We start from the raw sequence: 11411 nt of genomic DNA on the forward strand, positions 1-11411 counted from the left end.
CGACAGCCCGAAAGCTCGTCACAATCCTCAACGCCGTCATCCGGGACAGACAACCATGGCGCGAACAAACCGCTTGACCACCAAGACAGTCGCTCACCCCTGGCGAAATCGGCTTTGCTGTTCCCGAGCGGTGGGTCGAGCTCTATGGCGGCCGGCCAGGTCGCCTGGCAGAGTCGCTGCATCGGTCTTGGCTAAGAGGGATGTCAAGCTCAGCACCAAGCCCTTCTTGAGGTACATCAAGGAGTGACCGGCTCTATCTGATAAGCTTTTTGGAGCTTCGAACAGGGAGTGGTTACGATGACAAACCGTGCACTTTTTGGTTCATATGCGGAGCATCAGGGCACGATCAGCGTCAACAATAGTGGTCTCGCAATGGGAGCTCTCCTCGGCGGCGCGCATTTGCTGTGGGTGTTGTTCGTCGCGAGCGGATTGGCTCAGCCCATCATGGACTTTGTGTTCTGGCTCCATTTCATTCGATCAGGCTGGCAGATCGAAAGTTTCGATCTCACCCGGGCAGCGGGATTGATCGTGTTGACCAGCGCAATTGGCTACGCCGTCGGTGCTGTCTTCGCGCTCATCTGGAATCGCTTTCAGCATAGTTAGCTGATGGTCTCCCAGATCGACCACAGGAGCCGACTTCGATCATCCGCCGCCGAGTAACGCCCCTTCACTCCTCGGCGACGGAGCCCCGCCAGCTAACGCTTCGGCTGGCGGGGCTTCGCATGAGGCCACGAAGGCGCCGGTCGATGGCCGTCTCTGCGGAGATCAGTTCGAGTTCGCTGGCACGAAGCGGCTTCGCTCATCTTGCCTCCGCTACACGCAGCTTGCACTCCATCATTATACATTATATACATATGTATAATGATAATGAGCCTGAACATGCGAATGATCTGCAAGCAAATCGATGACCGGCTGACTGTCGCCGCCCAGCCAGGGCTGGAGGCGCTCGCTGAGCTGGCGGCTGGCGGATTTGCCGCCATCATCAATAATCGGCCGGATGGCGAGGAGCCGGGACAGCCCGGCAGTGCCGATGAGAAGGCTGTCCTCAAGCAGGTTGGCCTCGACTATCACTTCATTCCCGTTACGGCGACGACAATCACCGAAGCCGATATCGACGCGTTTCGGGAGGTGTTGTCCGGAGCCAAGGGACCAGTCTTCGCCCATTGCCGCACCGGCACGCGCTCATTGACACTGCATGTGCTGGGCGAGGTGCTGGCAGGACGGATGAAGCCCGGCGAGGTTGAGGCCTTTGGCAGTGCGCATGGTTTTGATCTCTCAGGCGCGGTCCAGTGGCTTGCCCGGAATGCGGCTCGAGCGCCACGGGTCAGGGGGTTCTACGAGCCACGGACCGGCAGCATCCAGTACGTCGTCACTGATCCGACGACGAAGCGCTGCGCGATCATCGATCCAGTCTATGAGTTCGATGAAAAATCTGGCTCGACCGCCACGCATCAGGCAGACGAGATCCTCGCCTATGTGGCTCGTGAAGCGTTGACGGTCGAGTGGATTCTCGACACGCATCCTCACGCCGACCACTTCTCGGCCGCGCATTATCTCAAGCAGAAGACGGGCGCCCCCACAGCCATCGGCGCGCGCGTCACGGATGTCCAGAAGCTCTGGCAGGGCATTTACAATTGGCCGGAACTTGCGACGGACGGCTCGCAATGGGACCGCCTCTTCGTCGAAGGGGACAGTTTCAAGGTAGGTGGCCTCTTGGGGCGCGTGATGTTCTCGCCCGGCCATACCCTTGCCTCCGTGACATATGTGATCGGCGACGCGGCATTCGTGCACGACACGATCTTCATGCCGGACGCCGGCACGGCCCGGGCGGATTTCCCGGGCGGGAGCGCCAAAGCTTTGTGGTCGTCGATCCAGGCGATCCTGACCTTGCTGGATGCCACGCGCCTGTTCACTGGGCACGACTACAGGCCCGGCGGGCGCGCGGCGAGATGGGAGAGCACGGTCGCCGAGCAGAAGCGAGCGAACGCGCATTTGGCCGGCATGACGGAGGAGCGCTTCGTCGTGTTGAGGGAAGCGCGCGATCGCACCCTGCCGATGCCGAAGCTGATCCTGCATGCCCTCCAGGTCAATATCCGTGGCGGTCGGCTGCCGGAGCCAGAAACCAACGGCAGGCGCTATCTCAAGTTTCCGCTCGATGCGCTCGCGGGGGCCGCGTGGTGACGGCTTCTAAAGTCACGCAAGCGATGCCGCCGGCAGAGATAGAGGCCCGTGCCAGCGAGGTTGCTGGCCTGCTCAAGACATTGTCGCATCCGGCACGTCTGCGGCTCGCCTGCATCCTCGCCGAGGGCGAATATGCCGTCGGCGAACTCGAACAGCGGCTTGGCATCCATCAACCGACGCTGTCGCAGCAGCTCGGCATGCTGCGTGAAGCGGGGGTCGTCACGACGCGTCGCGAGGCCAAACAAATCTTTTATCGTCTGAGCGAGCAGAAGGCCGCTCGCCTCATCGAAGCCCTCTACGCCATCTATTGTGAACTGGAGCAGCACCCATGAGCGCCTACTGGCCATCCTTGATCGGGGGCATGCTGCTCGGCCTCTCGGCGATCGCGCTGCTGCTGCTGAACGGACGGATCGCCGGCATCAGCGGCATTGTAGGCCGCTTGCTCGGCGGCAGTCAGATCCCGTCGAACGGGGCTTTTCTCATCGGACTGCTGAGCGGTCCGCCGCTCTACATGTTAGCCTTCGGGAACTTTCCTTCCGTGACAATCGCTGCAGCCTGGCCCCTCATTGTCATGGCCGGATTGGCCGTCGGCATCGGCACGCGCATGGGGTCGGGCTGCACCTCCGGCCACGGCATCCTCGGCCTTGCCCGCTTCTCAAAACGTTCATTCGCCGCGACCGCGATCTTCCTCTTTGCGGGAGGCGTCACGGCAACGCTGATGGAGTTCATGCGGTGAACCGCCTCGCGCCTCTGCGTCTCGTCGTTGCGCTCCTCGCTGGCGCGCTTTTCGGCTTCGGGTTGTCGCTCTCCGGAATGCTGGACCCGGCGCGGGTGCTCGGCTTCCTTAATCTTGCCAGCGGGCATTGGGACCCGAGTCTTGCTTTTGTGCTCGGCGGCGCAGTGCTCATCGCGCTGCCGGGCGTCATGCTGCAACGCCGTCTGCATCGTCCTTTACTCGACGACAGCTTCCACCTTCCGGAGAAAAACGAGATCGATGGGCGGCTCTTGGCCGGCTCTACGCTGTTCGGGGTGGGATGGGGACTCGCCGGCTTCTGCCCGGGGCCGGCGATCTCGGCGCTGTCCATAGGGCTCTTCCCGGTTTTTCTGTTCGTCGCGGCCATGGTGGCGGGAATGATGCTGCATGATCGGGTTATTACGGGGACGTGATCGCGCTGACGTTAGCGCTCGTTCATGCGCTGTCCGCGGCAAACGTGCTGCTATGCTCTGGCTTATTGGTGCGTTTCCGAGCGGCACGGGAGTAAATGTTAGCAGTGCTCGTCCATTTCCGGACCGCGCCGCGTGCGGACAAGGCTCCTGCGGCCCATCTGTCGGGAGCGTTGCCGAGGTGGGCAACGCTCGATGGATTGGCTGCGTCTCAAGCCGAAATGCTTTCGCCCAAATGGCGAAACAGCACCCTCGAATCCCGCAGAAGCGCGTCGGGCTCCCTTTTTCCGTCGTGCATAAAACGCGACGCGGCGCTTCCGCTGGCAAAGATTGCCGAAATTCGGAAAGGGCATGCAGTGATCTAATATATTGATTTCGCTATCAAAATTGGCGCGCCGCACCGGGTGATGATGAGAACTACTTCTACGCAATAACCCTCTAACCCCCTCCTAAATGTAGTAACCGCTGGCTCCGGGCATAAAGACGTCGTGCGGATCGGTGCCCTAGCTCGGCGCAACTATGATTGCGCCTAGCCTCACTCTTGCGCATAATCTTGATTCTTGGGCCCATCCACGTCATTCTTGCGTCTAGATTCTACGCGCAGGAAGGGCCGCTTTGGCAAACCATGTCCCAGAGATAGCTCCGGCAGCAATCGAAGACGCCATGCGGCGCAGCCCCAATGGTCTGTTGGCGCCGGAGATTCTGCGCGCTCTGGAAACCCCCGTCCCGCCGCGCACTCTCCAATATCGCCTCAAACACCTCGTCACCCGGAATCGCCTAATCATGGACGGCGAAGGCCGGTGGGTGCGACACCGGATCCCCGATACGGCGATCGACGCGCCGTCGCGGGAAGACGCCGACGAACCTTTCATTCCGCTCTCTGAAGCAGGGACAGCGATCCGCGACTACGTCCGTCAGGCATTGGAGGCTCGCAAGCCGGTCAGCTACGATCGCAAATTCCCCGACCGCTCTCAGCGACGCCAAAAGAGGTTAAACCATCAAGTCAATAGGAGTTTCGCACACCGTGGGACAGGCCCGTGATTCGATGTCGGGCGCGAGTTAATGCGCTTGAGGTGTCCCGGCGGTTCTCGCGTCATGCTTTGGTAATCTTCGCATTCCTCCATTCGGCGGAGGTAGGGGTTAGGTAATGGAGGATGAGTTTGCCGCCGCGCTTGAGGCGTGCGCGACGATCGATGCGGTCAAAGCCTTGTTTAAGCGGCGCATCGCAGCCCACGGCTATACCGCCAGCGCATGCGGCGCTTTCCTCCCGGCCGACAAGGGCCCGGAGCCGCATTTCTTCTTCCAGGACTGGCCGCCGGACTGGCTCGAACTCTATGTCAACCGCAATTTCGTCGCCGCCGACTATGGGGTCGCCGAGGCGCGACGGCGCATCGCGCCATTCACCTGGCGGGAAGCGAAAGCCGAGCGCACCCTGTCGCGCGCCGAACAGGACATTTGGGATACGGTCGTCGAATGGGGCTGGACGGACGGGCTGTCGGTGCCGATCCACGGCCCGGGCGGTTATTTCGCGATCGTCACCATGGCTGGCAAGGAGCAACCCATGCCGCCCGCGCTGCGCGGCAAACTGCAACAGCTTGCTTTCCTGACGCATGAACGCTGCCGCGCTTTGACTGGTCTTGCGCCAGTGACCGATCCGCAGGCGACGCTCACCCATCGGGAGCTGGAATGCCTGCGCTGGGTGGCGGCCGGCAAAACGGATTTGCAGATCGCCCGCCTGCTCGGCGTATCGCAGACCACAGCGAGGACTCATATCGATCAGGCCCGCCGCAAGCTGGGCGCTAGGACGCGCTCGCAGGCGGTCGCGCGCCTGGTGCTAAGCGGACTGTCGTAATCCGCGAGGGAACGGGCGGGGATGTTTTTTGTCACTCCTCCTCGTGTTCGAGGAGAGACGCGGCGCTGAAAACCCGCGACTTTGAGCCGAGATTGTTTGCGAGTTTGATTTTTGGGAGCGTGCGTTGCGAAACATCGAGGAGGGCGAAGACTGTCCGGATCTAGTGGGAAAGCAGAGACGCTCGGGCCATGCGGGCGCCCGACGCCGTCCTGCTGGCAGCGTCGGCGCTCTGTTCGATGGCGGCGCTCGCTGACCCGCTGGCGGCTTCGGTCGCGAGAGCATGCCGCGCTCGCTTTGGCGCCTCGACGAGCCACGCCGGACAAGTCGGGCTCAGGATCGCTTTTTGAGGAGGGAGCACATTATGCGCATCGTTCTGAGGCAGGCGGAGAAGCCTGACTGGTCTCAGGATGCTAGCGGCTTTTCCTCGGCTTTCGAGGTCGGCGCATCGCTTGAACTCGCGGGCGTTGCGGACAAGTTCACCGTCGCCAAGTGGACGATCGTCGTCGACGCCGACGGTGATGCGCGACTCGAAGTAACCCTGAAGAGCACCCGCCGCTGGTTCACGTGGCTCGACGAGCGCGCCAGGACCAAGGATATTCTGTATCCGCTGGCGGGCTTCGCGATGTTCGCCGTCTTGATTTTGCCTTGCGCCGCACCGTTCTGGTTTTTCTCGCTAAACGCTGAATTGCGTATCGCATGGGGCGGCTATCTGATCGCCCATGCACTTTGGCCCATCATCATCGGCGTTATTCTGGCGGTGCAGATCGTCGCCGGCAGGGCCGAACGCCATGTCGGAAAAGCCCTTGGTTTTGGCATTAGCATGGCCGGCGTGCCGCTCGGCGTTGCCATCGCCCTTCTCTGGCGCTGGCTTTTCCTACCCGACACCGAGCCGGAATGGCCCGCCGGCTATGCGCGCCTGGCGCGTTCGTTCTGGGAGAGCACCGGCGCGATGTCCGCCGTCGCGCTGGCCTATGCGCCGCTTGCGACGGCCTTGATCAAATGGGATTGGGTGGCGGTGCTGACGTCCCTCTTGACCCGGAAGAAAGCCGCCTGATCCGTTCGCCTGTATGGCTGAGGCGCGCAGGCGACGCGCGAGGGGGCGAAACGTCGATCAACGCACGGATTTTTGCGCTCGCCTCCTCGTTTTCGAGGAGAGACATCCCTCTCGAAAATCGCGATTTTGATCCTCGTTTTATGGATTTGATTCCAGGGGGTGTAAATGTCGGCAAGGAGGGGGCGGGTAAACGGCCGTAAATGCCGATTGCTGAAGAACCGCCGACGACCGCGACCACATCATCATCCCTTAGTTACCGTAGTCGACTGCGCGTCTGTCGCCTTGGGTGACGTGCGTTGTTTCATGATCAAAGGGCGAGGCGATGGCTACCTGTTATTATTGTAATGGCTCCGCGCGCTGCGCCGGGTGCAGCGGATCCGGGGTTCAAGCCGACGGGCGTGTGTGCAACCTATGCGGCGGCAATGGCCGATGCCAGCATTGCACGAACGGCGTGATGCGCGCTGGAGAACGCGCGGTCGCCCCCAAGGGCGCAACCTGTGATCCTGCGCGGGCGGGCGCCATGCTGGCAGGCGCATCCTTGCTAGCGCTGAGCGCGCCACCATCCTCGGCGGATTGCTCTGGATGGCCGACAAGCTCCAAAGCGATGTGGGCAAACGGTCGCGGGCGCTCCGGCCCGCGAAGGGGAAGCAGGCGTTCTGGAATGATTGAGAGCGCGCCGCCTTTAAGTAGAGGTGATAATATTTTCAGGAGTATCGCCGCGCGCTTGGTGCATCGTCTAGAAAACGTACGGTTGTCTACGAGTTGGCGGAAACAGCCAAACTTCCAAAGCTCGATCCGGTATCTAGCGAGAACAACTGGTTGCACGATCACACGGGTAAGCCAAGGCTCATGTCACGTATCAAGTGTCGGTAGTGTCCCCCGAATTTTCCGCTCTTGGCAGTGGGGATCGCTTGCATTTGCCGAGAGCGAATCGCAGCTTTGGACGCTGAGGAAGCGCTCTGCCTCATATTTCAATACCAGGACGAATATGAAGGTTCCAGCAGATATTTCTTTCGAGACAATCCGACGGTTATTGGTCGCGACCATTGAGCGCGGGCGGCTGCTCTCGATCACCCTTCTGAACGGCATTTTTCGCTGTGCGCCGAGCACTTTGTTCCGTCGAGGCTTTTTGATCAGTACCGCACTATGCGGCGCGGCTTTGGGCGCGGACCCTGCGCGAGCAGCGAATTTTACGATCACGAACACAAACGACTCTGGCGCCGGATCGCTGCGTCAGGCGATCATCGACAGCAATGCAACGCCCGGCAGCAATACCATTGTGCTTCAGGCGGGTCTGATCGGGAATATTGCGCTCGCAAGCCCCCTGCCTGCGATCGTCGTTCCAGTCTCCATCAATCTGAAGAACAGCGCTCTCGACGGGATTGCGATTGGCGGAAATTTCGGTCTCAGTGTCGCAACGACAGGCGCCGTCACGCTCAGCAACGTTACAGGAGACTATCTCGGCAATACGACCGTTACGTCAGGGACAGTGAATTTCGGCGGGCTCGTTTCGGGCGATCCCTTGGTTGCGCCAAGGTCGTTGCTAGTGACCAATCCTGGCACCACCGTCAACATTGCGGCTGGAGGCGCGAGCGTCGCGAATCTGTCGGGTGCGGGTACTATCGTGAACCATGCTAATCCGTCCACGTCTTTTACTCTCTTTGGCGGCGATAGCGCGCCGCGAACGTTCGCCGGCACGATCTCAGGGTCGGGCAACTTTGTAATGTTCGGTGGAGGCCAAAATCTAACACTCAGCGGGGCGACGACGTATACGGGGGGTACCTTCTTATTTGGGGCATCAGGGGGGCCCTCATTCACGCTCATGCTGCAGACGGGCGCCGCCAACGTGCTGTCGCCTAATTCGCGCTTTACACTGAATGGAGACACCACGTTGAAGCTCAACGGCTTCAACCAGACGATCGCCTCGCTCGACAGTTTCACGTCCTTCGCATTCCTCCCTGGGGCGCTTCCGACCATAGATCTCGGCGCAGGTACGCTCACGATCGGCGGCGATAACCAGAATGGCACTTATTTCGGTTCGATCATCGGGACCGGCGGACTGACCAAGACCGGGAGCGGGACTCTGACGCTACAAACCTCAGGGAGTGGTTTCAGTTCCACGATCAACTATAGTGGCGCGACGCTGGTTTCCGCCGGCGTGTTGCAGGCCGCGAATGCGAACGCCTTCTCGGCTAATTCTGCCCATACGGTGAATGGCGCTGCAACGCTCGATCTCAATAATTTCAACCAGGCCATCGGTTCGCTCGCTGGCGCCGGCAATGTCACGTTAGGCGCCGGCACTCTGACGACAGGAGCCGATAACGCCTCGACCACGTTATCGGGTACCATCGGCGGCTCCGGCAGCATGACCAAGGTGGGGACGGGCGTTTTCCGTCTGACCGGGACCAATCTTTACACTGGCGCTACGACGATCAACGCTGGCACTCTCGTGGTCGATGGCTCCATCGCCACTTCGGCGCTGACCACGGTCAGTTCGGGCGGCATACTTGCCGGTAGCGGCACCGTCGGCTCGACCACGGTGAACGCCGGCGGTACGATCGCGCCGGGCAACTCGATTGGCACACTCAACGTCACCGGGAATGTCACATTCGCGCCTGGCTCGATTTACGAGGTTGAAGCCAACGCAGCAGGTCAAGCGGACAAGATCCTCGCCACGGGCACAGCAATGATCCAGGGCGGGACAGTCAAGGTGCTGGCCAGCGCCGGAAACTATGCGCCGGCGACCACCTACACCATCCTCACCGCCACTGGTGGGCGCAATGGCAACTTTGCCGGCGCCACCTCGAACTTCGCCTTCCTGACGCCGGTCCTCACTTACGATCCGAGCAATGTTTATCTGACGTTGAACCGCAACAGCACCGACTTCGCCACGATCGGCGGCACGCGCAATCAGCGTGCCGCGGGCGGTGGGGTAGAATCGCTGGGTTGGGGCCATCCGATCTATGCGGCCGTCCTGCAACTCGACGCACCTACCGCCCGCCGCGCCTTCGATGCGGTTTCGGGCGAGATCTATGCCAGCGCCAAGACGGCGCTGATCGAGGACAGCCGCTTCGTGCGTGATGCCGCGACCGACCGCATCCGCTCGGCCTTCGCGGATGTTGCCGCATCCTCTCTACCGGTGATGGCCTATGGTCCCGGCGGCCCACAGGCTGTCGCCCCCACCGGCGACCGCCTGGCCGTCTGGGGCAAGGGCTTTGGCTCCTGGGGCCACACCAGCAGCGACGGCAATGCCGCACGCCTCGAGCGCTCGACCGGCGGTTTCCTGATCGGCGCCGACACACCGGTGTTCGAGACCTGGCGGCTCGGCCTCATCGCCGGCTATAGCCGCACCAGCTTCAATGTTCGGGACCGCCAGTCTTCCGGATCGAGCGACAACTATCACCTTGGCCTTTATGGCGGCACGCAATGGGGGGCTCTTGGTTTGCGCACCGGCCTTACCTACACATGGCACGATATCTCGACCAGCCGCTCCGCCATCTTCCCCGGCTTCGCGGATAGCCTGAAGGGCAAATACGATGCCGGCACCTTCCAGGCCTTCGGCGATCTCGGCTACCGCATCGACACGCCTGTGGCTTCGTTCGAACCCTTCGCTAATCTGGCTTATGTAAACCTCAACAACGGCGGCTTTGCCGAACAGGGCGGCGTGGCGGGGCTCCGCGCCAACGGCCAGACCATGGATACGACGTTCACCACGCTTGGCCTCAGGGCCTCGACTGGCTTTGCTCTCGCCGACATCAACCTGACCGCGCGCGGCTCGCTCGGCTGGCGGCACGCCTTCGGCGACACCACGCCTCTGTCAATGCAAGCCTTCTCCGCTGGCAACCCCTTCACGGTCGCCGGTGTGCCGATCGCAAGAGATGCCGCAATCATCGAGACTGGGCTTGATCTCAACCTTACACCCGCCGCGACCCTCGGCATATCCTACAGCGGCCAGTTCGCCCCCAGCGCCAGTGATCAATCGGTTCGCGCCAATCTCAGCGTGAGGTTCTGACCGATCATACAGCGAGGACGATTGCGGCCTTGAGGAACACAATCGATTGCGTCAAGAAACAGCGAAGTCGCCAGTTCACCAGCGCATCGTCCAATCCCGCCGCGATAGGTCGGGCTCAGGATCGCATTTTGAAGCGCGGCGACGCCATCCGCATCGTTCGCAGCGGGTGAGCATCGAGCGGCGCAGCATTTGTGAAGGCGCCTGCGCGCGATGCTTCGGCAGCGATCGCAACGTTCCGGTTCAAAGGAATAGGTTCAGCGATGGACGATGAATTCGCCGGCGCGCTTGCGGCCTGCGCGACGATCGATGCGGTCAAGGCGTTGTTCAAGCAGCGGATCGCTGTCCATGGCTATACTGCCAGCGCTTGCGGCGCCTTCCTGCCGACTGATATGGGACCGGAGACGCATTTCTTCTTCCAGGACTGGCCGCCTGACTGGATCGAGCTCTATGTTAGGCGCAATTTCCTCGCCGCCGATTACACCGTAGCCGAAGCCAGACGGCGCATCGCGCCCTTTACCTGGCTAGAAGCGAAGGCCGTGCGCACCTTGTCGCGCGCCGAACAGGATATTTGGGACACCGCTGGCGAATGGGGCTGGACGGACGGGCTGTCGGTTCCGATCCACGGACCGGGCGGCTATTTCGGGCTCGTCGCCATGGCGGGCAAGGAGCGACCCATGCCGCCCGCCCTGCGCGGCGAATTGCACCAGCTTGCCTTCCTCACGCATGAGCGATGCCGCGCCTTGACCAGACTAGCGCCGGTCATCAATCCGCGGGCTGCGCTCACCCATCGCGAATTGGAATGCATCCGATGGGTGGCGGCTGGAAAGACCGATTGGGAGATCGCCGATCTGCTCGGCGTGTCCCAGACCACGGTGAGGACCCATATCGATCAGGCCCGCCGTAAGTTCGGCGCCAGGACGCGCGCGCAGACCGTCGCTCGTCTGGTGCTGGAGGGACTTTCGTAACTTGTGACTGGAACAGCAACCGTCGCGGTGCTTCTTGCTGCATCTGGAAATGCGGTGATCAGGACATCCGTGTTCACGACTTTCAGGCTTTGCACTTCCTGCTCGATGTCTCTCGCCCGGCTCCCGCTGGCGCTCACGCCGGGCAGCGGGCTTAGGGCCAGCCCTCGGCGCACTTCGGAGTGG

At 61.6% G+C, this 11411-nt stretch carries 11 protein-coding genes; all 11 read left to right on the plus strand.

The window, feature by feature from the left end; all coding sequences use genetic code 11:
* The first annotated feature begins 297 nt into the window (after window positions 1–297).
* On the plus strand, window positions 298–603 hold the full coding sequence (locus tag ACFPOB_RS14655; RefSeq protein ID WP_377799195.1) for a hypothetical protein: 306 nt from the start codon (window positions 298–300) through the stop codon (window positions 601–603).
* Window positions 604–885: 282 nt separating this feature from the next.
* Window positions 886–2181, plus strand: coding sequence for a bifunctional sulfur transferase/dioxygenase Blh (gene blh, locus ACFPOB_RS14660; RefSeq protein WP_377799255.1), 1296 nt, complete (start codon window positions 886–888; stop codon window positions 2179–2181).
* Window positions 2182–2204: 23 nt separating this feature from the next.
* Window positions 2205–2513, plus strand: a complete 309-nt coding sequence (gene bigR / locus ACFPOB_RS14665; RefSeq protein ID WP_377799256.1) for a sulfite-sensing transcriptional repressor BigR — start codon at window positions 2205–2207, stop codon at window positions 2511–2513.
* A complete protein-coding gene (locus ACFPOB_RS14670; protein WP_377799196.1) occupies window positions 2510–2917 on the plus strand; it encodes a YeeE/YedE family protein in 408 nt (135 codons plus the stop codon). Before bigR ends, ACFPOB_RS14670 begins: the two co-directional genes overlap by 4 nt.
* The gene (locus ACFPOB_RS14675) at window positions 2914–3348 is read left to right on the plus strand and encodes a DUF6691 family protein (protein WP_377799197.1); all 435 of its coding nucleotides are present in this window, start codon (window positions 2914–2916) and stop codon (window positions 3346–3348) included. The genes ACFPOB_RS14670 and ACFPOB_RS14675 overlap by 4 nt, the downstream gene beginning before the upstream one ends.
* A 660-nt stretch (window positions 3349–4008) precedes the next feature.
* Window positions 4009–4386, plus strand: a complete 378-nt coding sequence (locus ACFPOB_RS14680) for a hypothetical protein (RefSeq protein ID WP_273512927.1) — start codon at window positions 4009–4011, stop codon at window positions 4384–4386.
* Between the two features lie 106 nt (window positions 4387–4492).
* Window positions 4493–5197: a LuxR family transcriptional regulator gene (locus tag ACFPOB_RS14685; RefSeq protein ID WP_024925049.1), complete on the plus strand. Its 705-nt coding sequence runs from the start codon at window positions 4493–4495 to the stop codon at window positions 5195–5197.
* Between the two features lie 361 nt (window positions 5198–5558).
* The gene (locus ACFPOB_RS14690; RefSeq protein WP_024925050.1) at window positions 5559–6251 is read left to right on the plus strand and encodes a hypothetical protein; all 693 of its coding nucleotides are present in this window, start codon (window positions 5559–5561) and stop codon (window positions 6249–6251) included.
* A gap of 534 nt (window positions 6252–6785) precedes the next feature.
* Window positions 6786–6920: a conjugal transfer protein TraD gene (locus ACFPOB_RS14695; RefSeq protein WP_081766922.1), complete on the plus strand. Its 135-nt coding sequence runs from the start codon at window positions 6786–6788 to the stop codon at window positions 6918–6920.
* Between the two features lie 319 nt (window positions 6921–7239).
* Complete coding sequence (locus tag ACFPOB_RS14700; RefSeq protein WP_273512926.1) at window positions 7240–10263, plus strand: autotransporter outer membrane beta-barrel domain-containing protein; 3024 nt, start codon at window positions 7240–7242, stop codon at window positions 10261–10263.
* Window positions 10264–10523: 260 nt separating this feature from the next.
* A complete protein-coding gene (locus ACFPOB_RS14705; RefSeq protein ID WP_024925052.1) occupies window positions 10524–11228 on the plus strand; it encodes a LuxR family transcriptional regulator in 705 nt (234 codons plus the stop codon).
* Window positions 11229–11411 lie beyond the last annotated feature (183 nt).

The organism is Allobosea eneae (genome assembly GCF_042657265.1).
Lineage (GTDB): Bacteria > Pseudomonadota > Alphaproteobacteria > Rhizobiales > Beijerinckiaceae > Allobosea > Allobosea eneae.

Bases quoted from the DNA above. Each gene is read 5' to 3' on its own strand.
- ACFPOB_RS14655 (WP_377799195.1), top strand. From the start codon at position 298: ATGACAAACCGTGCACTTTTTGGTTCATATGCGGAGCATCAGGGCACG.
- blh (WP_377799255.1), top strand. From the start codon at position 886: ATGATCTGCAAGCAAATCGATGACCGGCTGACTGTCGCCGCCCAGCCA.
- bigR (WP_377799256.1), top strand. From the start codon at position 2,205: ATGCCGCCGGCAGAGATAGAGGCCCGTGCCAGCGAGGTTGCTGGCCTG.
- ACFPOB_RS14670 (WP_377799196.1), top strand. From the start codon at position 2,510: ATGAGCGCCTACTGGCCATCCTTGATCGGGGGCATGCTGCTCGGCCTC.
- ACFPOB_RS14680 (WP_273512927.1), top strand. From the start codon at position 4,009: ATGCGGCGCAGCCCCAATGGTCTGTTGGCGCCGGAGATTCTGCGCGCT.
- ACFPOB_RS14685 (WP_024925049.1), top strand. From the start codon at position 4,493: ATGGAGGATGAGTTTGCCGCCGCGCTTGAGGCGTGCGCGACGATCGAT.
- ACFPOB_RS14690 (WP_024925050.1), top strand. From the start codon at position 5,559: ATGCGCATCGTTCTGAGGCAGGCGGAGAAGCCTGACTGGTCTCAGGAT.
- ACFPOB_RS14700 (WP_273512926.1), top strand. From the start codon at position 7,240: ATGAAGGTTCCAGCAGATATTTCTTTCGAGACAATCCGACGGTTATTG.
- ACFPOB_RS14705 (WP_024925052.1), top strand. From the start codon at position 10,524: ATGGACGATGAATTCGCCGGCGCGCTTGCGGCCTGCGCGACGATCGAT.